The 22,302-nt window shown below is 38.9% G+C and carries 22 protein-coding genes and 1 tRNA gene; 15 read left to right on the plus strand and 8 right to left on the minus strand.

The window, feature by feature from the left end; all coding sequences use genetic code 11:
• Positions 1–10: 10 nt before the first annotated feature.
• The 4 genes from CBG10_RS09875 to CBG10_RS09890 all read left to right on the plus strand — a co-directional run bounded on the left by CBG10_RS09875 (position 11) and on the right by CBG10_RS09890 (position 3,917).
• Positions 11–664, plus strand: coding sequence for a uracil-DNA glycosylase (locus CBG10_RS09875; RefSeq protein WP_094504780.1), 654 nt, complete (start codon positions 11–13; stop codon positions 662–664).
• 76 nt (positions 665–740) lie between these two features.
• Complete coding sequence (locus CBG10_RS09880) at positions 741–2,300, plus strand: MFS transporter (RefSeq protein WP_094512493.1); 1,560 nt, start codon at positions 741–743, stop codon at positions 2,298–2,300.
• Positions 2,301–2,348: 48 nt separating this feature from the next.
• The gene (locus tag CBG10_RS09885) at positions 2,349–3,332 is read left to right on the plus strand and encodes an alpha/beta hydrolase fold domain-containing protein (protein ID WP_094512494.1); all 984 of its coding nucleotides are present in this window, start codon (positions 2,349–2,351) and stop codon (positions 3,330–3,332) included.
• A gap of 12 nt (positions 3,333–3,344) precedes the next feature.
• A complete protein-coding gene (locus CBG10_RS09890) occupies positions 3,345–3,917 on the plus strand; it encodes a DJ-1 family glyoxalase III (protein WP_094509765.1) in 573 nt (190 codons plus the stop codon).
• A gap of 61 nt (positions 3,918–3,978) precedes the next feature.
• Here the strand turns inward: CBG10_RS09890 and mprF are convergent, their stop codons facing one another.
• On the minus strand, positions 3,979–6,564 hold the full coding sequence (mprF, locus tag CBG10_RS09895; RefSeq protein WP_094502639.1) for a bifunctional lysylphosphatidylglycerol flippase/synthetase MprF: 2,586 nt from the start codon (positions 6,562–6,564) through the stop codon (positions 3,979–3,981).
• Between the two features lie 154 nt (positions 6,565–6,718).
• Between mprF and CBG10_RS09900 the strand changes: the two genes are divergently transcribed.
• Positions 6,719–6,793: transfer RNA gene (locus tag CBG10_RS09900), tRNA-Asp, on the plus strand.
• A 77-nt stretch (positions 6,794–6,870) separates the two neighbouring features.
• Complete coding sequence (locus CBG10_RS09905; protein WP_094512496.1) at positions 6,871–7,743, plus strand: RluA family pseudouridine synthase; 873 nt, start codon at positions 6,871–6,873, stop codon at positions 7,741–7,743.
• A gap of 206 nt (positions 7,744–7,949) precedes the next feature.
• Here the strand turns inward: CBG10_RS09905 and CBG10_RS09910 are convergent, their stop codons facing one another.
• Both CBG10_RS09910 and CBG10_RS09915 read right to left on the minus strand, forming a co-directional pair.
• The gene (locus CBG10_RS09910; protein ID WP_094512497.1) at positions 7,950–8,678 is read right to left on the minus strand and encodes a DUF4811 domain-containing protein; all 729 of its coding nucleotides are present in this window, start codon (positions 8,676–8,678) and stop codon (positions 7,950–7,952) included.
• Positions 8,678–10,186, minus strand: coding sequence for an MDR family MFS transporter (locus tag CBG10_RS09915; protein WP_094512498.1), 1,509 nt, complete (start codon positions 10,184–10,186; stop codon positions 8,678–8,680). Before CBG10_RS09915 ends, CBG10_RS09910 begins: the two co-directional genes overlap by 1 nt.
• A gap of 132 nt (positions 10,187–10,318) precedes the next feature.
• Here CBG10_RS09915 and CBG10_RS09920 point away from each other — a divergent pair, with 132 nt between their 5' ends.
• The 4 genes from CBG10_RS09920 (at position 10,319) to CBG10_RS09935 (ending at position 14,670) form a co-directional block, all read left to right on the plus strand.
• Positions 10,319–10,765 (plus strand): MerR family transcriptional regulator, encoded by a 447-nt coding sequence (locus CBG10_RS09920; RefSeq protein WP_003664629.1) that lies wholly within the window; start codon positions 10,319–10,321, stop codon positions 10,763–10,765.
• A 78-nt stretch (positions 10,766–10,843) separates the two neighbouring features.
• Positions 10,844–11,191, plus strand: coding sequence for a hypothetical protein (locus CBG10_RS09925; protein ID WP_094502642.1), 348 nt, complete (start codon positions 10,844–10,846; stop codon positions 11,189–11,191).
• A gap of 287 nt (positions 11,192–11,478) precedes the next feature.
• Positions 11,479–13,335, plus strand: coding sequence for a ribonuclease J1 (gene rnjA / locus CBG10_RS09930; RefSeq protein ID WP_094502643.1), 1,857 nt, complete (start codon positions 11,479–11,481; stop codon positions 13,333–13,335).
• 147 nt (positions 13,336–13,482) lie between these two features.
• Positions 13,483–14,670, plus strand: a complete 1,188-nt coding sequence (locus CBG10_RS09935) for a CPBP family intramembrane glutamic endopeptidase (protein WP_094512499.1) — start codon at positions 13,483–13,485, stop codon at positions 14,668–14,670.
• Between the two features lie 47 nt (positions 14,671–14,717).
• Here the strand turns inward: CBG10_RS09935 and CBG10_RS09940 are convergent, their stop codons facing one another.
• Genes CBG10_RS09940 through CBG10_RS09955 form a run of 4 tightly spaced genes read right to left on the minus strand, consistent with a single transcriptional unit; the run spans position 14,718 to position 17,605 of the window.
• Positions 14,718–15,371, minus strand: a complete 654-nt coding sequence (locus tag CBG10_RS09940; protein ID WP_003664620.1) for an amino acid ABC transporter permease — start codon at positions 15,369–15,371, stop codon at positions 14,718–14,720.
• Positions 15,372–15,383: 12 nt separating this feature from the next.
• Positions 15,384–16,022 (minus strand): amino acid ABC transporter permease, encoded by a 639-nt coding sequence (locus CBG10_RS09945; RefSeq protein ID WP_094502646.1) that lies wholly within the window; start codon positions 16,020–16,022, stop codon positions 15,384–15,386.
• Entirely contained in the window at positions 16,022–16,852 is an 831-nt protein-coding gene (locus CBG10_RS09950) for a transporter substrate-binding domain-containing protein (RefSeq protein WP_094509775.1), read from the minus strand. The genes CBG10_RS09945 and CBG10_RS09950 overlap by 1 nt, the downstream gene beginning before the upstream one ends.
• A gap of 12 nt (positions 16,853–16,864) precedes the next feature.
• Positions 16,865–17,605, minus strand: coding sequence for an amino acid ABC transporter ATP-binding protein (locus CBG10_RS09955; RefSeq protein WP_003664614.1), 741 nt, complete (start codon positions 17,603–17,605; stop codon positions 16,865–16,867).
• A 280-nt stretch (positions 17,606–17,885) separates the two neighbouring features.
• Between CBG10_RS09955 and CBG10_RS09960 the strand changes: the two genes are divergently transcribed.
• The 3 genes from CBG10_RS09960 to CBG10_RS09970 all read left to right on the plus strand — a co-directional run bounded on the left by CBG10_RS09960 (position 17,886) and on the right by CBG10_RS09970 (position 19,956).
• Positions 17,886–18,362 carry a universal stress protein gene (locus CBG10_RS09960; RefSeq protein ID WP_094512500.1) on the plus strand — a complete coding sequence of 159 codons (477 nt, stop codon included), beginning with the start codon at positions 17,886–17,888 and terminating at the stop codon, positions 18,360–18,362.
• A gap of 203 nt (positions 18,363–18,565) precedes the next feature.
• Positions 18,566–19,249: a VIT1/CCC1 transporter family protein gene (locus CBG10_RS09965; protein ID WP_003664611.1), complete on the plus strand. Its 684-nt coding sequence runs from the start codon at positions 18,566–18,568 to the stop codon at positions 19,247–19,249.
• Between the two features lie 14 nt (positions 19,250–19,263).
• A complete protein-coding gene (locus CBG10_RS09970; protein WP_003674919.1) occupies positions 19,264–19,956 on the plus strand; it encodes a VIT1/CCC1 transporter family protein in 693 nt (230 codons plus the stop codon).
• Between the two features lie 63 nt (positions 19,957–20,019).
• On the opposite strand, the gene CBG10_RS09975 is transcribed toward CBG10_RS09970, so the two are convergent.
• The gene (locus tag CBG10_RS09975; RefSeq protein ID WP_003664608.1) at positions 20,020–20,940 is read right to left on the minus strand and encodes a cation diffusion facilitator family transporter; all 921 of its coding nucleotides are present in this window, start codon (positions 20,938–20,940) and stop codon (positions 20,020–20,022) included.
• Positions 20,941–21,122: 182 nt separating this feature from the next.
• Here CBG10_RS09975 and CBG10_RS09980 point away from each other — a divergent pair, with 182 nt between their 5' ends.
• Together CBG10_RS09980 and CBG10_RS09985 are read left to right on the plus strand one after the other, a co-directional pair.
• The gene (locus tag CBG10_RS09980) at positions 21,123–21,797 is read left to right on the plus strand and encodes a metal-dependent transcriptional regulator (protein ID WP_003664606.1); all 675 of its coding nucleotides are present in this window, start codon (positions 21,123–21,125) and stop codon (positions 21,795–21,797) included.
• Between the two features lie 146 nt (positions 21,798–21,943).
• Positions 21,944–22,144, plus strand: a complete 201-nt coding sequence (locus CBG10_RS09985; RefSeq protein WP_003664604.1) for a cold-shock protein — start codon at positions 21,944–21,946, stop codon at positions 22,142–22,144.
• The last annotated feature ends 158 nt before the right edge of the window (positions 22,145–22,302 follow it).

Consider the following 22,302-nt stretch of genomic DNA (forward strand, 5'->3'; position numbering starts at 1 on the left):
GAGTGAGAACATGATTGCAGAATATCCGCCAACACTCCTGGCAGAGGTAAAAGAAAAAACAAAGGATCGTCAATTAACAGGTTTTACTCCAGGACAAGGACCGCTTAATCCAGACTTAATGTTAGTAGGGGAGGCTCCTGGTCGTCACGAAGAAGAAGTGAATATTCCTTTTTCTGGTGCTTCGGGTCAAGAACTAATGAAATTGATTGAATCTATTGGATATTCACGTTCAACTGTTTATATTACCAGTGTCGTTCGTCAACGGCCTTATAGTATTAAAAAGGTAGTTGATAAGAAGACGGGTGAAGTAATTGAAAAAAAGCCTAACCGTACTCCCACTAAAAAAGAAGTCTTAGCATTTGCTCCTTTATTTGATTGGGAATTAGCACAAGTTAAGCCGAAAATTATTGTTACGCTTGGTAATACGGCTTTACAACGGCTGCTTGGTAGTCAGGCTAATATTGGTAAGCTTCATGGGCAACTTCTCCACGAAAAAATTCAACGGACTAATGATGCGCATGATGGTTATGAGTTGACGACTGCCAAGCATTGGATTATGCCGATGTATCATCCGGCCGCAGTACTCTATGCCCGCCGATTGGAGCCTACTATTAAAGCAGATTGGCAACAGTTAGGGCAGGATATTAAGAAAATGAAAAAATAACCATTATACTTTTTATGCCTAAGGTCGTATAATGGAAAACAGTTTGTAATTCAAGAGGATGGGACAACGCACTTAGATGCTCTGTTCCATCCTCTTTAGTACGGAGAGAATTAAAGGGGATGAAAAAGTGGAATTACAACAACGACGAACAATTGTTACTGGGGCGTTGTTACTATCTAACATTATGGCGGGAATGGATGGTACGATTGTAAATACGGCCTTGCCAGCTATTACCAGTGACCTTCATGGGTTGCAATATATGGGGTGGATCATCGCAACTTTTCTTTTGGGAATGGCTGTTGCAACCCCATTATGGAGTAAGTTTGGTGAGCATAAGGGAAATAAGCAAGCCTATATTACTGCTACCTCCATGTTTTTAGTTGGAGCAATCTTTCAAGGATTAGCCCCTAATATTTTATGGTTTATTATCGCGCGAACTGTAATGGGAATTGGTGCTGGAGGGATGAATACAATTCCGTTTATTGTTTTTGCTGAATTGTACGACAACCTAAAAAAACGAGCTCAAGTATTAGGAATTGCCAGTGCTTGTTTTGGAACTGCTTCGATTATTGGTCCCCTACTCGGTGGATGGATTGTTGATGCGTTGAGTTGGCACTGGGTTTTCTATGTTAATGTGCCGATTGCCTTAATTGCGATTACCATTATTAGTCTGTTCTATAAGAATGTGAAAAAGCAAGCTGCTGGTAAGCCGGTTGATTATCTTGGAGCGACTTTATTGGTAGTCAGTTTAGTAATGATTTTAGTAGCTGTTCAATTAATTGGTTCAGCATCTGGATTAGTAGTGGGCTGTTTATTTGTTGTTGGTCTCTTGCTGCTTGGTGGAATGATAAAAGTTGACAGTAAGGCGGTAGACCCAATTGTTCCTAGCCGGCTGTTTAAAAATCGCGAACTGGTAATTGATTTTACTTTATTCGTTATAATTTGGGGTTCCTTTATTGCATTTGTCACTTATATTCCAATGTGGGCTCAGGGAATTTTAGGTTTAAGTGCGCTGCTTGGCGGAATGACGCAAATTCCAGGGGCAGTTACTAACTTTATTGGTTCAGAATTAGTGCCAGTATTACAGGAACGATGGGGAAAATACTGGATTGTTACCTGCGGGGCGGCCTCAATTTTTATTGCCTATTTAGGAATAATGATTGGGGGACAAAAAACACCATTCTGGCTCATTTTATTCATGGGGGCTTTTGAAGGATTTGGTGTTGGCCTTGTCTTTAATATTTTACAGATTAATGTTCAAACAGATGCTGAATTACGGGATGTGCCAATTGCTACTTCGCTAGGATACTTATTGCGAATTTTGAGTCAGACCCTTATGTCCGCGGTGTATGGAGTTATTCTTAACCAAGAGCTATTCCAGGGTGTTCAAACGCACCACGGAATTACCTTAAGAATGCTAAATAAATTATCAAATGCCCAAACTGCTAGTAGTCTTCCAGATAAGCTTTTACCAACCCTGCGTACGATTCTTTATAATGGGTATCGCGACATTATCATTGCGGCAGTGATTTTAATCGTTATTGCTTTAGTTTTGGTTGTGGTTTTAGGCTGGCAAAATCATTGTCATCAACGCGAGCTAATGGCTTTAGGTAATCTTAAAGACACAAAATCTTAAATCATGATAGGATAATAGTAAGATTTTAAATGAGGAGCGATTGTTTCAGTGGAGAAAATAAAGAAATTTAATACTCAAATTGCTAGTCATCTGGCTAACAATCTTGAGAATAGTTTGCGAGAATTACGGCGGTGTGGGGCTCATCGTTCTAGTAAAGCAACCTTTACTGAAATGGGAATTCAATTAAGCGGGTTTAAAAATGATCTTGCGGAAAATAACAAGTTTAATGCCTTAGTGGGGAACGCATGGATTGACAATGAAGCTGATTACTACCTACCTGCTGCTGTAATGACAGTTGATGTTCAACGGCAAGAACAAGAATTAACAACATATGTCTTAAATGATCATGGAAATAATCAACGGGTAATCATGTATCTAACCGGGGGAGCCTATATTCAGCGTCCCGATAAGACTCATTGGCAATATTTAAATCAGTTGGCAATCGCCACGGATGCGAAGATTTATGTTCCAATTTATTCGTTGGTTCCGCATGCTACTTACCGTACTGCCTACCAAGAAATTGCTAGTCTTTATAGTAAAATTTATACCCTTATGCCTGCTAGTAAAGTAACTATTATGGGCGACTCAGCTGGTGGAGGATTGGCAGCTGGCTTTTGTGAATATCTTGGTAAAAAGGGGCTTCCACAGCCTGGTCACCTCATCTTATTTTCTCCTTGGCTCGATCTTAACCTTACAAATCCTCTCATTAGCAAATATGAGGATAAAGATGTTACACTAGCAGTGAACGGTTTGCAAAAAATTGGTACGATGTGGGCCGGTGATACAGATCATCAAGACTATCGCTTAAGTCCCTTGTATGGGAATCTTGATCAGTTGCGCGATGTGACTGTTTTTGTAGGGACAAGGGAAATAATGTATCCTGATGTGACCTTGTTTGTTCAAAAATTGCGTGACGCTGGGATCGCTGTAAACTCATATACGGGTCGTGGACTGTTTCATATTTACCCGCTTTATCAAATTCCAGAAGCAAAGGGTGTAATGAAACGGGTAGTTGCAACAATTAATAATTGATGGGGTGATATTTTGGCTAAAGTTGCTGTAGTGTTTGCACCAGGTTGTGAAGAAGTAGAAGGACTTACAATTGTGGACGTTCTCCGGCGAATGGGGATTGACACCACAATGGTCGGATTAGAGGATCTACATGTTCCTGGCGCTCATGGAATTGAATTAACTTGTGATGAGGTAATGAGTGATCGGCTCCTCGATTATGATGTGGTGGCCTTTCCTGGTGGTCGCGGAGGTGCCCAAAAGCTTCGTGATAATGATAAGTTGATGAAATTGATGCAAAAACGCAATGCAGAAAATAAGTGGGATGCCGCAATGTGTGCTGCTCCGATTGCCTTGGCCCGGTATGGTTTGCTTGATAATCATAACTATACTTGTTTTCCAGAAATTAACGAGGAAATTACTAAGGTAGCTCCAACAGCAAACTTTAAAGAGAATATTACTGTTGTTGATAATGATGGAAAAATCATTACCAGTCGTGGGCCTGCAACTGCCTTAGCCTTTGCTTACCAAATTGCAGAGGTATTAGGATACAATACTGATAAGATTAAGCATGAGATGCTATACGACTACTTAATGGATCAAAAATAATAGATAACAGTAAAAGAGGGTGAGGAAAAATGAAAAAGTTTTTCCTCACCCTTAATTATTATTATTTAATTAACCACCAGAAGATTGAACGGTGGGGTTGCTGATCAACACGTTGGTTAACAACGCTAACTAAAATCATCATTGTAGCAATAATTGAATTCTTCTTGCGGAAGGCAGTATAACGTGAATACCAAACTGTCGCATATTTATCTTTGTATCGTCGTAACCCTTGAAAGCCATACAAATGATATCCATATTCATAGATGAAGTGTGCAGCTTTTTCTTCAATAAAGCTAAATTGATATTCCCCGACATTCGAAAGAGGTGCCATTCCGAGATCAAAGTAGGTATAACCGTTTTCCTGCCCATACTGGAACATACTGATGAAAATTTTATCCATTATTCCAGAAGGTGCATCTTTACTATGACGCATGAGGTCAATTGTTAAAATCTTTTTACCCCCTGTCGGCATAAACGTTGCAAAGGCGACCATTTTGCCGTCTTTATCACGAATAATGCCAACTGGTGCTTGATTAATATAGTAAGAGTCAAAGAAACCAAGAGAGAATCCCTTTTCGGTTTCGTTCCCTAACCAACTATCGGAAACTTGTTTCATCTCCTGCATTAATTCTTTGCTAAATGGTGGCTTTTCAACAGAGAAAGTATAGCCTTCACGATCAAATTTATGCATCAATGCTCGTTGTGAGCGTTGGCGCTTACCAGCAAGTGTAAAGTCCGCTAACTTAACGAGACCAGTTTCACCAGTTTTAATAAAGTCGAAGCCAAATTCATGAAGAAGCATTGTCATATCGCTGGAGACTTCATAAAAGACGAGCTGATAGCCATACTTATCAGCTTCTAAGACAAATTGTCGAAGAGCTGGTCGCCAACTATCCTTATCTCCAACTGGATCGCCCATTACGACCAGGCGATCATATTTACGGCGATACATGAAAAAGAGCTTATCATGATCGTCAACACTGTAATAGTAGATACTTTTATCTTTTAAGAAAGCGAGGTGACTAGTTTCATTTCCCCCATATTCCTTAATAACATTACGGATCCGTTCAGCATCAAATACGTTTGGAATATTGAAAGGATCAGTTCCGGCCATAAAGTAGCGCAGAATGAAGAAAATTAATAAGAGACCGAGGATTAAGCCAAAGAATCCTGAAATCCAAATCTTTTCACCAGGGAAAAATAGGAAATCAGGGATGTGATGCTTGCTGGAATATTGAGGAGCATTTATAACGCCGACAATTACATAGAGAATACAAGCTCCAGCAAAGATAAGACTATCAATTGCGAATTTCTCAATTGAGTATTCCAATTTCTTCCGATACAACACATGGCGAGAGAGTAAAACAAGGATCAAAACAATGACGAGGTAAATTGTTAAGCTCAAAGTCCCCAGATTCCAAATGGTATTAGCAATTCCAATTACCAATAATATTAAAGTAGGAAGATAGGCCTTTTTCACCTTTGATTGAAGACCACGGGCGCAGGCAAGCATAGCAAGTGCAAATAAGATGGTTGTCAATTGGTGAAGGAAAAAGAAGGTATAGGGATAAAGGTGCGCGATAATCTTATTTTGTGCTGTGATGTCTGGAATTGAGGCAGTGATAAGCATTAAAATTCCAGAAACATACATAAATGTTGTAATTAAATAGTAAGCAAGTTTACGGACCATTAGTAATGGCAACCCGTCAAAGAACTGGTTAACTTGTGATGCCAGCGAATGCAAGAACATGAATCCAGCAATAATTAATGGAACGATGTAGTAAAAAATTCGGAATAATAATAGCCAGATAACAGAGGTGGTTTGGGAAACGCCAAGTAGTGACAGTTCTAACATCATTAAAAGGTCAAACGAACCAAGCGCCCCCGGAATCATTGAGAGAACCCCGAGAACCTGGGCAACAACGTATAACGGCAGAACGCTAATAAGGTTATGTCGAACGCCTAGGCACCAACCGACTAATAAGAAGAAAAGTGCGACAAATAGCCATTCGCAAGTTGAACTAGTAACTAAAAAGGTTCCTACTTTTGGCGTAATATCCTTAAATATTTTACTATTATGAATAACAGTAAAATAAAAAACGATTGGGAAATATAATCCGCCCCCCACAAGCCAAAGTGCGTATTGGTTGAAGTGACCGCCATCGTGAAACACAAACATGATGATCAAAGCTACCCAACAAAGAACAGATAAACCAGAGAGTAAGAAAACAGCGATTTTAGAGATAGCAAGCAGAATCTCTTTCTTAGTTGCGTTCTTTCGATAGAAGTATGCTCGTAAAGTAGAACCAAGAATTCCGCCAAATCCGGCAATATTTGTTAAAGTGTTAGTAATCCATCCACAGCGAATAATATATGATTTCTTAAATTTCCCGGGTAATAAATGGGTGATTGCAAAATCATACCCCAACATGGGGATGACTGCGATGCATCCGGTAATTAGGAGTAGGATGATGCTTTCCCAAGACAGGTTTGCTAAGCCAACTCCTACTTCATGCCATTTAACTGTTTTAAAAAAGTTACCTAAAGCGAGAATAACAAAGATTAGGACTGAAGTTACAAACACTACTTTTATGACTTTTGAATACTTAGACCACCAGTTTAATAGGCGCTTGCCCAACTGCTGCATTAAAAACTCCTCCTTAATAATAGCTAGTACTTTCATTATAAACTATTGGGAATTTTTGCGGTATAGATAGGAAAAACGAAGAATCAAAAATAAATTGCAAATTTTTGTTGACTAATTTTGAGAAATCTCGTATACTTTTATTTGTTGTTAAGTTGGTCCGTTGGTCTAGTTGGTTTAGGACGCATCCCTGTCACGGATGAGATCACGAGTTCGAGTCTCGTACGGACCGTTCTATATTAAAGAGCTGTGATTTAGGTCATCAGCTCTTTTTTTGTATCTTTTGTAATGTCGATGGAGGAAATTAAGATGGAAAATACGTGGATATACCAAGGGACCGAACCGATTAAAATAAAGAAGTATCTTCAGTCATTGGGGATGGGACATCGTTTATTTAACGATCTTAAAAACGGTGAAGGAGAATTTCTTGTTGATCATCGGAAAGTACGGCCAACAACTCAGATTCTTCCTAATCAGCCCTTAACCATTAAGGCTCAGCCAGAATTAGCTGATGATACTGTTGAAATTAGTAATGAGCCCTTAAATGTTGTTTATGAAGATGATAATTGGTTGGTAGTAGATAAGCCAGCAGGGGTGACTTCTATCCCAGGACCAACAGTTCAAAATGATACAGTTTTAAATCGGGTAAAGGGATACTTAATCGCAAATAATTCTGCAGATCTCCGCCCTCATTTAATTACACGACTGGATCGCTTTACGGGGGGATTACTTCTTATCGCTAAGCATCATATCGCCTCCAGTATGATCAGTCAGCAAGTGCAGCAACATCAAATGCTGAAGGAATATACCGCTTTAGTAGAAGGACAGGTTATGGACGAGCATGGCGAGATTAACAAGCCGATTGGAAGAAAGGATGGGCAGGCTGCACGGGTAATTGACGAGAATGGGCAACGTGCTTTGACCGAGTATTGGGTTGAAGAACGAGGCGCAAAGTGGACACGAGTGCGGGTAAGGCTCCACACTGGACGCACACACCAGATTAGGGTTCATTTTGCCGCTATTGGTCATCCCCTAATTGGTGATCATCTTTATGGCGGCGATACTAGTAAATATGATCATCAGTTGCTTCATGCAAGTAAAATTAGCTTTAACGATCCCTTCACCCTTAAACAAATGACATTTACCTCAGAATTGTCCGCAACATTTTTTGAATTAGTTTAAATACAAAATAGAGAGGCTGAAAAAACTTCGCTTTTTAACAGTCTCTCTATTTATGTGAAGATTATTTAAGATATCGTGGGACTAGCTTCGCGTCGCCACAAGGCTCGAGGCTAAGTCCAAACGATAATCAGCCCGTGCCGTGCTAATCACCGTTCTATCCTTAGCCCACCGCCTTGTCGAGAAGGTTAATTTCCCACTCACTATTTTTACTTAATTTGTTTCAAAATTTGTTTAACGCTTTGAGCCTGAAATTCTTGTTCTGCTTGTGCTGATATTTCCTGGATTTGCTTAGCAGTCATGTTAGGATTTTTGGCCATTGCTGTTTGAACTTTTGACGTAACAAAAGCGCGCCCATGTTCTGCTGCTTGCGCTTGTAATTGGGCTCCTGTAGCAGATTTAGCAACTCTAGTAAGTTTCGCAGCTTGATCCGTTGTGAGTTTAACATACATTCGTGGATATTCTAATATGTTAGTGCGCTTAACCAATGTATTGTCCATTCCCGACCATGCATATAGGACTTTATAAAGATTATTACGATATTGCCAACGCGTCTCAGTTGTTACGAGCTGAGGAGTAGTGTCATTAGTCCACTTAATTCGGCTAGTCGTATATTCATTTGCTTGGGTATGATTAGGCGTTTTTTGTTTAACCTTGGTGTTATAAATATAAACATCGTCGCGCCCGCTTTTACCGACCGGTTGATAAATTGCTAGGGGCATTGAGGAATTTGAAGCAGAGTAAATCCGCTTAGTGGTTGTTGTCGTAACTTTTTGCATTCCAAAATGGTGACTGTAATTTAGTGTCATCAAGAGAGTAGAGCCGACAAAGATGATTCCTGTAAGTGTAGCTAAAATAATTCGTAGGTTTTTTTGCCGAATAAACATCATACAAGCAAAAAAGGCAAGTGCTCCCATAAAAGTTAAAATAATAACCATTACTTCATCCCTCCTTTACCAGTTGGTTCTGCAATGTCTTCGCTATCAAGGCGAAGGTGAATTCCATTACCACTTGTAACAAAGAATGTAAGGAATAAACCAATGAGTGAGAAGGCGATTGCAAACCAGAATGCTGCATGGTACCCCATCAAAGTAGCATCAAACATCTTTGCTTTATATTGCAATGGGGATTGTGTCAGCAGTGAATGAGCAGGTCGATTGCTATTGGTAATATTTGTCAAAACAGAGATCATGATCGCTGTTCCCACAGAAGTAGCGACTTGACGAATGGTATTGTTAACAGCTGTACCGTGCGAGATTAAATTGTAAGGAAGAGAATTCATTCCCGCCGTAGTAACTGGCATCATTACCATTGAAATACCAAACATTCGGACTGCATATAAGAAGACAATATAAATAGTTGGGGTATCACGAGTAATAAAGGCAAAAGGAATTGTTCCAACAGTTAAGATAAACATTCCCGTAAAGGCTAAGCGTTTAGCACCATGACGGTCAAATAAATTCCCAGTGATTGGACTCATGATTCCCATGAAAAGGGCCCCAAATAAAAGGGTAAGACCTGAATGGAAAGCGGACATTCCATGAATGATTTGAAGGTAAAGAGGGATGACGAATTCTACCCCAACCATTGCCATCATTACAATTGAACTAAGAATGGTCGCAAGGGAGAATTCTTTGCTTTCAAAGACCTTGAATTCAAGGAACGGATCGTCTAGCTTGTTTTGACGCATGATTAGAATTCCAACTAAAATCACCCCAATGATAATGGTTGAAAGGACAACTGGATCGGTCCACCCCTTATCACCGACACTTGAGAATCCGTAAAGCATGCTCCCAAATCCTAATGTTGAAATAACAACAGAAAGCCAGTCAAGATGCGGCTTTTTATTAGGAATAACATTTTTAACTGCAAAAAAACTAACAATGATAACTAAAGCAGTAATGGGGGCGATCATTCCGAAAAGCCACCGCCAGCTATAACTATCGATAACCCATCCAGATAGAGCGGGCCCGATTGCTGGGGCTAATCCAATAACTAAGCCGTTTACTCCCATCGCGGCGCCACGTTTCTCAGGAGGATAAACAGTCAGCATAATATTTTGCATTAGGGGCATGTTAATTCCTACTCCGACCGCTTGGATAAGACGACCGGCTAATAAAACGGCAAACGATGGAGCAATCCATGCTAAGATTGTCCCAACTTCAAAGGTTGACATAGCAATGATAAAAAGACTTTTAGTATTAAAACGACTGGTTAAATAGGCACTTACGGGGATCATAATCCCATTAACCATTAAGAAACCAGTAGTTAACCACTGAACGGTGGCAGTACTAATATTAAAAGCATCCATTAATGCAGGAAAGGCTGTTGAAAGAATAGTTTGGTTTAAAATGGTACAAAAAGCTCCAATTAATAGGACGAAGATCATTAAGGAACGATTATAAGTTTGACCATTAATATCAACAGGTTGTTGCTCTTGATTCACTAGTAGAATCCCCCTTTACGTTTTTTACAATGTGAAAAATATAATACTATTCGATATCTTTGTCAAATTATTTGACAAAGATATCGAATTTTTGGTAATCTATGATTGAAATATACACTTTGGAGGAAAATAATGGATCCGCTTTCTGAAAAAATTAGAAAAATGATCGCTAGTAAACAATTAAAGATTAGTATGAGTGAAGTAGCACGTGTAACTGGTGTCTCTACTAGTCAACTAAGATACTGGGAGAAAAAGGGTTATATTAAATCGGAACAAGATGAGCAGAATAAAAATCACTATTTTAGTTTTCCAACAATTTTTCAGGTATTAACGATTAAAGTATTTTTGGATCAAGGTTTTACTTTAGCGATGGCTGTAAAAAAGGAACGAAAACGGCGCGAGCTTCATAAGATTTTTACTCGTTTTATTACTGATGGCATCAAAGAAGTAGAACAAACCGGGGAAGATAGTGGAGAAGTTAAGCTGGGCCCATTAGCTGAAGATTCCACAAAAGAAGTATATGCAGTGATTGATAGTGATAAGACTAGTCTTCGTATTCGGGATCATAAAGAAAATTAACGGATAATAAACTTTGTGTTAAGGTTAGAATGTAGAGGATAACCAAAGTAAATTAATTTGAGAAAGGAAGAATAACAATTGGCTGCATCAGGTTTGAGCTATAGTGAATTAAGTACAGATGCTAAGGAAGTGGCACTTAATTCCTTTATTAATTTTTATGTTGATCAATATTGCAAAGGTAGTTTAGAGATTCTCAGTTCACAAGTATCTAATGAACTAATGGCTACGATTAATCAAATTTTGCGTGATAATGATTTTATGGGGCATCAAGAATTAGTTAATGTAAGTACGCGGCTAAGTAAGCCAGCTTATCAAAAAATTTTAACCGCGCTGCCCAATGTTAAATTTCAAGAAGACGGGAAACCAGTTATTGACTGGATGAAGGCCTGGAAACAAAAAGAGGAACGGTTACCAGAAGAAGATTAGTCAAGTAATCAATGGGAAATAACCTTATTATTAAATTAAGAAGGTGGAGTAAAGATAAATACTTTCTCCCACCTTCTTTTTTAATCAAAGAATTAGGCAATTACTACCTTCAATTTTGTAGATGTGGTAAAATAATAGTTAGTTTTACGTACGGATTAAATAATTAAGATTAAGTGCCAATAATAAAATTAATATCAATAACCGACCTTGTCAGAACAAAGCGGTTCTTTTGGCTTACTTAAATTCCGTTAATTAACATGATAAAAATCTATAAAAGGAAAGGTATTATGACAAAATTAAAGATTAAAAACAATGAAGTTGCCTTTTACGCCATGGGTGGTCTTGGTGAAATTGGTAAAAATATGTATTGTGTACAATTCCAAGATGAAATTATTGTTATTGACTGTGGGGTTTTATTCCCGGAAGATGAATTGCTAGGGGTAGATTACGTAATTCAAAATTATGATTACCTCATTGAAAATAAAGATAAGATTAAGGGAATCTTTATTACTCACGGTCATGAAGACCACATTGGAGGATTACCATTCTTCTTACAAAAGGTCAATGCGCCTATTTATGCAGGGCCTTTTGCAATGTCATTAATTAAGGGCAAGTTAGAAGAAAAACACTTGCTAAGAAATGCAGAATTGCATGAAATTAATGAATTCGATGAAGTTCATTTTAAGAAGTTGTGGGTGAGCTTCTTCAGAACGACCCACTCAATCCCTGATACATTAGGGGTGGCCGTTCATACTCCTCAAGGAACAATTGTCCAGACTGGGGACTTTAAGTTTGATTTAACACCAGTTGGTAATTTACCAGGTCCTAATCTTCAACAGATGGCTAAGTTAGGGGATGATGGGGTTCTCCTCCTAACGTCAGATAGTACAAACGCTGAACGACCAGAATTTACAAAGTCTGAACGCTGGGTTGATATCCATATTCGCCGGATCTTTGAACGAATTAAGGGACGCATTATCTTTGCTTCATTTGCATCTAATGTTTATCGGTTGCGTGAAGCATCTGATGCCGCGATTGCGCAAGGCCGAAAGATTGCGGTTTTTGGTCGCAGTATGGAAAATGCAATCACTGCTGGTCAAGAGTTAGGTTACCTTAACATTCCGAAAGATTCCCTTATTGACCAAAATGAAATTAACAATTATCCACCAGAGAAAGTATTGATCATGTGTACTGGATCGCAGGGTGAACCAATGGCAGCCCTTAGTCGAATTGCTAATGGTACTCACCGCCAAATTACTATTCAGCCAGAAGATACAGTTGTCTTTTCTAGTAACCCAATTCCAGGAAATACCACTAGCGTTAATGCCCTTATCAATAAGCTTGAAGAAAGCGGGGCTAACGTAATTCATGGATATGTTAATAATATCCACACATCAGGACACGGTGGTCAAGTCGATGAAGAATTTATGCTACGGTTAATGAAGCCTAAGTTCTTCGCTCCAGTTCACGGTGAATACCGAATGCAAAAAATCCACACCAAGTTAGCTGAGATGACTGGTGTGCCAGAGGAAAATAGCTTTGTCCTTGCAAATGGGGATGTTTTAGCTCTTACGAAAGACTCTTGTCGAGTGGCGGACCATATTGATAGTGTTAGTGATGTTTATATTGATGGTCGTGATGCGGGAGATACGGTTGGAAATCCAGAAATTCGCGAACGACGCTTGCTTTCAGAAGAAGGTGTCGTAACAGCGATTGCGGTTGTCGACTTAAAGGATTATCAAATTGTTGCGGGGCCTGATATTGTTTCTCGTGGCTTTGTTTATATGCATGAATCACAAGAGCTGATTAAGGCAGCCAATCATGAAGTATTTTGGGCAATCCTTAATACATTTAAGAATCACAAGCACATTGATCAACGGGTATTAAACCGGACAATTATCAGTCGTTTGCAAAAATTGCTTTATGATCGCACTGGTCGTCGTCCTGTGATTATTCCGATGGTGACAATCTTGAATGGCAATAATCGTTCAGAAAATCAACACTATCGTCGACCAAACAATAAAAATAATCAAGCACATAAAAGCGAACGACAAAATAATCATTCCCACCGGAAATCTCAGCAACATTCTAAAAAGAAGAATGGTAAAGAGAAACAACCGGTTGCAACTGGAAACACAAAATAAACAATAAAGGAACTTGCGGTTTTTTTGCCTGCAAGTTCTTTTGTGGTTTAAACTAAAAAAAGAAGATTTGTTCTTAAAACTAGGGAGATTGTTTGGTATGATCATACTTAGCAATTATTTTAGATTTCCCAGAGAGGATGAGGAAAAATGACCGGAAACGATTATTTAAGGATCTGGTACCGGGTTCAAATTGGGGCGACCCTGGTCATTTTAGCGATGATGATGATTCGTAATTATGAATTTAATCGTCAGACCGTTGCATTAGCATTATTGATCATGGTTATTATTTTAGGAATTGGTTTAGTCTTTGAACTCTTGCCTAATGTGTCCTTGCTAGTTATGAAGTTGAATGCATGGCTACAAGTAATTGCCCAGCCGATAATTTTAGTATTTGCTTGGGATGTAATGGTGCGCGAAATTATTGTTTTATTACATTTACCATCCCGAGGCGTTGTAACAATGATGATTTTTTATTACTTTATTATGTTTGCGCCATTCGCAAGCGTAATTGGTGAACTCATGCATTGGAGCATTGAACGACTAATCTTTATCGCTTGGTTAGCTCAGGTGGTCTTTACGCCATTGATTGCCTTGCCAACAGACCTGGTTGATAATCACTTCTTATTATTAGCATTATCTACTGGGGCAGTTGGTGCAGTTGCCTTCTTTATTCTTACGACAACAGTAATGCGGACATGGCACTTATCATGGCCAGGATTAAAGCCACATTGGAGTGGTGATTTTAATTGGTTGATATTTGCAGGATTAGTTGTTGTTGATGTCATCTTTACAGTTTTAAATACGGGAGAAATGCCAGGCCTTCATCGTGCTAATTGGGATTTTACCCTTTCAGCATTTGAGGCTGCGGTAATGGAAGAGACCTTGTTCCGTTTCGCTATCCTTGGTATTTTGTTCTATGCTTGGCGCAATGTTAAACAACGACTTCCGTTAGCGCTAGCAACTAGCTCAATTTTATTTGGAGTTGTTCATCTTACTAACTATGGGCCTCAAGAATGGTCGATGACTGTTTTACAAGCAGTTAGTGCAGCAGGAATTGGACTATTTTTTGCAACCGTTTATGTTTATACTGGTCAATTATGGCTAGCAATGTTAATGCACTTCTTATTAGATTGGACGGCATTTATTGCTTCTGATTCAACGTTGATGACTGGCAAAGTAACAGTTCAGGATTGGATTGGGACGGTAATTGAATTAGTAGTATTTATTGGAATTGCCGTTTGGATGATGTTTGGACAACGACGTCAAGTGATGGAACGACATGTTAATCGCTTAACGGGAGAGCATCAACGGTTTGATTTTATGATTCAGTATTAAAAAATGGCGAGATTAGAAAAGTTTTCTAGTCTCGCCATTTTTAATGCTTAGGCAATGTGTTTATGCAAATAACGTGCAACCAATGATAATGAGTAGCAGACAATAAAGTAGAGGACTGCTAACGCAACGAACATCGGAATAATATAATTTGTGTTTTGACCATAGATAATCTGGGCGTGATACATTAACTCTGGCAAGACGATGATTGTTGCTAGTGATGTATCCTTAACTAATGAAATGAACTGACTAACGAGGGCCGGCATCATATTCTTGATCGCCTGTGGTAAGACAATAATTCGTAATGCTTGCCACTTAGTTAATCCATTAGCTAATGCCCCTTCCGTTTGTCCGTAATCAATCGAATTTATCCCTGAGCGAACGATTTCAGCAACCATTGCCGATTCGAAAATTGAAAGCGCCATAATTGCGGCAGGAATAATTTCTGGTTTAATTCCGATATTGGGGAGGCCAAAGTAGGTGAAGAAAATTATTAGCAGGAGAGGAAGATTACGGATAATATCGATAATGAATCCTACAATTGCTGACAAGTATTTGATGTTAGCGTAACGAATAATTCCGAGAAAAGTTCCCAAGATAAAGCTGATTATAATTGAAATTACGGAAACTTCAATTGTAATCCAAAGTCCTTCTAGGAGGAAACGGATATTAATCCATGAATACGCGTCAATAAAGTTTTGCATTGATCATCCCTCCTAGGCTAATTTCTTTTCAAGGTGTCGCATATAATAACTCAACGGAAGCGTGATGATGAGGTACATAATACCGACAATGAAATACGTGGGCATAGTTGCTAAGGTATCGTTTGCAATTAGATTTCCCTGGTACATAAGATCAAAGCCAGCGACAAAGGCAAGGACCGATGAGTTTTTAACCAAATTGATAAATTGATTGCCAAGTGGTGGAATAACAACGCGAAATGCTTGTGGTAAAACAATGTAGCGCATCGCTTGTCCATAAGTAAGTCCATTGGCAAGGGCTCCTTCCATTTGGCCAGGATCAATTGAATTAATTCCAGCACGTACGGTCTCAGCAATAAAGGCGGACGTATAAAGTGTTAAGCCAATTGTTCCCGCAGTAAATCCATTAATTTTAACAATATACATTGGAATAATCAGGAAAAAAGCCATTGTAATTACCAATAATGGAATATTACGAAAGACTTCCACATAGACATGACCAATTATTTTAACAGCACGGTGTTGCGAAATCTCGAGAAGAGCAAAAAAGGTTCCGATAATGAGGCTCCCAATTAATGCGATAAGGCTACACAGAATAGTATTCCAGAGGCCGGTTAAAAGGGGATGCCACTCATTTATAATTAAATTTAACATTAGCGTTTCATCTCCTGATAATTAAATCCTTTAACATTCCCAAACCATTTAAGAAGAAGACGATTGTAAGTACCATCCTTTTCAACTTCTCTTAACGCCCAGTTTAATTTATTACGGAAGCGCGCTTGATTTTTGTTAACGGCGATTCCATAAGGTTCTTTAGTGAAGTTACCACCGACAACTTCATAGCCTGGATTTTCAGCTGCCATCCCATAGAGGATCCCATTATCAGTGGTAAGGGCATCTCCCTGCTTGGATTTAAGGGCAGTCATTGCTTGAGCGTAGTCAGATAATTGAAGGACGCGTGCTTTAGGAGCAAACTTCGCAACGTTTTTAACTGAATTTGATCCAGAAACACCAAGAATTACAGCGCCTCGGCGGTTTAAATCGCTGATGTTTTTGATCGGACTTCCCTTTTTAACTAGGAGAGATTGACCAGCATCAAAGTAAGAATGGGTAAAATCAACTTGCTTTTCTCGCTCAGGAGTGATCGTCATGGTTGCCATAATCGCATCAATATTACCGTTTTTTAGGAGTGGTACCCGGGTTCCGCTAGTTACAGGAACAAAAATTGGTTTTCCCTGTGGGCCGAGGATCTTTTTTGTAATAGCTGTTGCGAGGTCAATTTCAAATCCTTCTAGCTTCCCTGTCCGGATATTTTCTAGTCCAAAGAGACGAGTATCTGCTTTTACTCCCCAGGTAATTCGTTGACTACGCATATCTTCAGTCAGGACATCTTTTTTTGCAATTGAGGTACCACAGGCAGAAAGGGTAAGGAGGGTGATAAAGAGGAGGGCGCTAAGACTAATTAATCGCCAATACTTTTTCATTGTTATGCCTCCTTAGTGCCCACTGATTTTACTCATGAATTCACGAGCACGCTCTGTAGAAGGCTGATCGCCAAAGAATTTTTCGGTTGAATCGTCTTCTAAGATCCGTCCATCTGCCATAAAAATAACCCGGTCAGCAACTGCCCGTGCAAAGCCCATTTCGTGGGTCACTACTAACATTGTCATGTTGGAGTTTTTAGCGATATCTTTCATAACGTCTAAAACATCATCAATCATTTCCGGATCGAGCGCACTTGTTGGTTCATCGAACAGGAGACATTTAGGCTTCATGGCCAGACTGCGGGCAATCGCAATTCGTTGTTTTTGCCCTCCAGATAGCTGAGCAGGCATACTTTCAGCTTTATTTGCAAGGCCAACTTTATCAAGCAGTTTCATTGCTAACTCACGGTTCTCGTCTTCTGGGCGTTTTAATACGATTCGTGGTGCGAGCATGATGTTTTCGATAACACTCTTATTGTTATATAAGTTAAAGTGTTGAAAGACCATCCCGACATCTTTTCTGATTAGATTAACATTAGTCTTCTTATCAGCAAGGTCAAAACCATTAACAATTAACTGACCATCTCTAATTGGATCTAATCCATTGATTGTTCGAATCAGGCTACTTTTCCCCGAACCAGATGGCCCGATTAAAACAACCGTTTCGCCAGCATCAATTGTTAAATTAATATCTTTTAATGCATGGAATTTACCATAGTATTTTTGCACATTATGAAATTCAATCATTGACATGTGTAGTTAACCCCCATTTCATTTGTATTTATAATAAGCAGTAAACATCCTTAATTATATATTTTGTTCTATACTCCGTCAAAATCTGCATTGTGTAATTATTAATTTACTAAAACAATTATAAAATTCTTTAATAAATCACTTTTATTTTAGGAAGGCCAAAATAATTATTTACAAAATCGAGATAAGTAGTAACATAAGTAGTGAAGAATATGACTTAACGAAGAGGAGCGAGTAATGCTTCACCGTTAAAGTGTAGAACATAGGGAGGAGAATACTAATGTTCGAAATAAAGCCAAAGAAGTTCAAGAAGATCCTCGTTGGTGTTGACGATGCACCAGATGCCCGTGCCGCTTTCTCATACGCGGTTGATAAGGCGAAACGTGATGATTCGGAGTTAGGGATTGTATCAATTCTTGAAACTGACCGGGTAAATGTATATCAAATCTTAGATAAGGATTATGTTCATAGTAGTGAAGACGAATTACGGCAGCGGGTAAATGAATATGTCCAAGCAGCAATTGATTACGGTGTTGATCCAGAAAAGATTACGGCGATTGTTGATCGTGGTGAACGGCCAGCTGAGCGGATTTGTAATCACGTTATCCCTGCCTTCCAACCGGATTTATTAGTTGTTGGTTCAATTGGTAAGAAGGGTAACCGTAAGGCGGTTGGTTCCCAGGCATCATATATGGCTCGTCATGCTGGAACATCAGTATTTGTTATTCGGACCAATACTGTTCAGGCTTATGAATAAATAATTTAATTTTTTGAGCTGCTGCGTTTTGGCAGTTTACAATTTAAAATAGTAAAGAGGTTGGATTATTTTCCCAGCTTCTTTTTACATAACAATATATTTTTTAATGATTCTAATATAGAATGTTATTTGAAGATTATTTGGTTGTTTTTACTTGCCTCTATGTTATAATGATTCTAAACTAAAAGAGGGAAGGGATAAATGTGTCCAAGAAAAAAATGTCACTAGCACAAAAGGTAAACGTTCTGCGTGCGAGTGTGATGGGGGCTAATGATGGGATTATTTCAATTGCCGGAATTGTTATCGGGGTGGCAGCGGCAACGAGTAATGCCCGTTCCATCTTAATCGCGGGCTTGTCCGGAACACTTGCCGGTATGATTTCAATGTGTATGGGGGAGTACGTTTCAGTTTCGACCCAAAAGGACTCACAAAAAATGGCTTTGATTAGTGAAAAGCAGCGGCTTCAGAATCAATACCAGCATGAATTTGACTATGTTCAAAAGAAATATGAAGCTCAAGACATCGATCCACAACTAGCTAAGCAAGCGACGAAAGAATTAATGGAAAAAGATGCTTTAGGGACGGCTGTTCAAGAGCGCTATGGCTTTAATCCTAATGAGTTTACAAGCCCATATGCTGCAGCAATTGCTTCCTTTATATCTTTTCCAACCGGTTCAATTTTACCGATGGTGGCGGTTACCGTTTCCCCCGCAAATGTTCGAATTTTAGCAACCGCAATTGCAGTTCTGATTGCCTTATTAATTACTGGTTATTTTGCGGCGGTTTTAGGAAAATCTAACCGGATTAAATCCATGATCAGGAATGCAGCTGCTGGATTATTAACAATGGGAGTTACATACCTGATTGGCCAATTATTTGCGCGGTAGGGAGATGAGATTAAATGAGTATTAAGGTGAAAAAACATCAGAAGCAAACAATGGAAGAAAAACTGAATACGTTACGAGCGGGGGTACTAGGTTCAAATGATGGCATTCTGACTGTTGTCGGTGTTTTGGTATCGGTAGCAGCAGCGACAAGTGACCGATTTACCATCTTCATTGCTGGCTTATCTGATTTGCTTGCCTGTGCATTTTCAATGGCTTCTGGCGAATATGCCTCTGTATCTACTCAAAAGGATACAGAAAAAGCGGCCGTTGCTAAAGAAGAGCAGCTCTTAAAAAACGATTATGAAGGGGAGCTTGCGGCAGTAAAAGAATATTATGTAAATAAAGGAGTTACCCCTGAAACATCAATCAAAATTGCTAAAGACCTCCTTAATAAAAAGCCCCTTGAGACAGTTGTTCGGATTAAGTATGATATTGAGCTTGGTCACTATCTTAACCCTTGGGATGCAGCATTTTCTTCTCTTTTTTCAGCAGCTGCCGGAGGATTAATTCCGTTGATGGCGATGACTTTTGCTCCCGAAGCATATAAGTGGTATGCCGTGATTTTAGCGGTTGCCTTTACGAGTGCCCTAACCGGTTATATCAGTTCTAAGCTTGGTAACGGGCTTGTAAAAGTTGCAGTTATTCGAAATATTATTATTGGTTTGATTACGATTACGATTCACTACGGAGTCGGAAAATTGTTTTAATCGATGTAAAAAAATAGGAAGCAAGAGGCTGAGTTTTCGCTCAACTTTTTGCTTCCTTTAATTTTAGTCCTGTTTGAAGTCGTTACTAATAACATTTTTTTCATCAACGGGAGTATTGAATAGTTCTTCATCTTTCCCACGGTGATATTCTGCTTGAATAGTAACATGGCAAATTCCGTATTTTTCATGCAAGATCTTTTCTACTTGACTATAGATCCGCTCAACCTGGCTTAGTGGCAAGTCATCACAATTCAGATGGGCAGAAAAAATAATTCGGTGTTCATCCATCATCCATGCATGAACGTGATGAACAGCCGTAACGCCATCAATCTGTTTTAAATCATTTTCGATGGAATCATAATCAAGGTCAGGCGAGGATTGCATGAGAATTTTAATGGTTTGATTAATAATTGGCCAAGCTTCATAAGCAATATAGAGGGCAACCCCGATTGTCAAGGCAGGGTCAAGCCATGGCACATTGACAAAGGTAAGAATGATTCCTCCAATGATAACGGCAACTGAAGAAAGTGCATCACTTAGAATGTGGAGATAAGTTGCTTTGACGTTTAAGCTGTCTTCGCTTCCGGCATGTAAGAGAGCTGCCGAAATAAAGTTTGCAAGAAGACCGATTACAGCTACGGTTAACATAATGCCTCCGTTAATATGCTGAGGATGCTCTAACCGTTTAATAGCTTCAATAATTAAAAAGACAGAGATAACAATTAGAAAGATACTATTAGTTAATGCTGAGAGGATTTCAGCTCGCCGGTAGCCATAGGTTCGCTGCCGATTCTCTGGCTGTCCCCCAATATGCTGGGCAAAATAGCCTAGTACAATGGAAAGCGAATCTCCCAAGTTATGAAAAGCATCTGATAGTAAGGCTAAACTTCCAGAGAGAATACCTCCAAGAATTTCAACAATTGTAATTAATACATTTAGGAGGGTAACTGCTAAAAAGCGTTTCCCTGTTACTTTTTCGTCCATGATTTACTTACTCCTCCGTAAAGATCGATTGCGGGTTTATAAAAAGCTTATAACAAAAAAGTTAGGCTTTCCAAACTACACTTTTAATAATATGCTATAATCAATTTGGGTTCAATGTTAATATATAAAAACACACAATGACCGATCGTAGGCCAAATTTTAATACCCAGAGGTGAAACAATTTGACTCCAATGAAGGAAGACTATCTAAAAATTATTTTTGAATTAGGTGGTAGTCATAAAAAAGTTTCTAATAAAGAGATTTCCCTTGGACTAGGAATTGCCGCTGGATCAGTAACCGAGATGATTTCTAAGTTGGCTGACGAAGGGCTAGTTGTTCATGAACCATATGCCGGTATTTCTTTAACGGAAAAAGGACAAAAGTATGCTGCGGAATTAGTTCGGAAGCATCGTTTATGGGAAACATTTTTAGTGGATAAGCTTCACTATAATTTTGCGGATGTTCATTCAGAAGCAGAAATTCTTGAACATCAGACAAGTGATCGACTAGCAACGGCCTTAGATGCTTTTCTTCAACACCCTGATCATTGTCCGCATGGTGGAGTAATTCCATCAGCTAATGGCAAGTTTCCAGATGTAACGCATCGTTTATTGGCAGATGCTGATGATGGGGAAAAAGTTGAATTAGAACGATTCCTGGATAATCACGAGCTTTTAACTTACTTAGAAGAGTTAGGGTTACGTCCTCAAGAACAAGTTACTGTAATTCGCCATGAACCTTTTGAAGGACCAATTGTGATTCAAAAAGAAAATAACGACCAAGAAATAAATGTTTCATATAAGGCCTCACATAATATTTTTATTGAACCGGACATCGCTCAAGAAAATAAAGATTAATTATGTAAATGATTGCTTATGTGATACAATGGTTTTTGTAGTTTTTTTAAGTGCGGTTGGTTCGATTGTTTCATTGCAAATGGATCTCTTCACCTGAGACGAATTACAAATTATATTAGTGCTTAATGCACAGGAGGATTTCCAATATGGAACAAGGAACTGTTAAATGGTTTAATGACGATAAGGGCTATGGCTTCATTACGCGTGAAAGTGGCGATGATGTATTTGTTCATTTTTCTGCTATTCAAGGGGATGGCTTTAAGTCATTAAGTGAAGGTCAACATGTTACATTTGATGTTGAGGAAGGTGAACGTGGCCTTCAAGCAGCAAATGTCGTTAAAGACTAAATACTAAACTAAAAAGCGACTGGATTTTTCCCGTACAATACCCTTTAGGGTTGACACTTTAAATAATAAAAGTGCCAATTCTAGGGGGTGTTTTTCGTTTCTAGTTATTCCACAACAGAAAAATTAAGATTACTAAGTAATTATCAGGATTCAGATTC

It is taken from the genome of Limosilactobacillus reuteri, from assembly GCF_002254085.1.
In the GTDB taxonomy this organism is placed as follows: Bacteria; Bacillota; Bacilli; order Lactobacillales; family Lactobacillaceae; genus Limosilactobacillus; species Limosilactobacillus reuteri_K.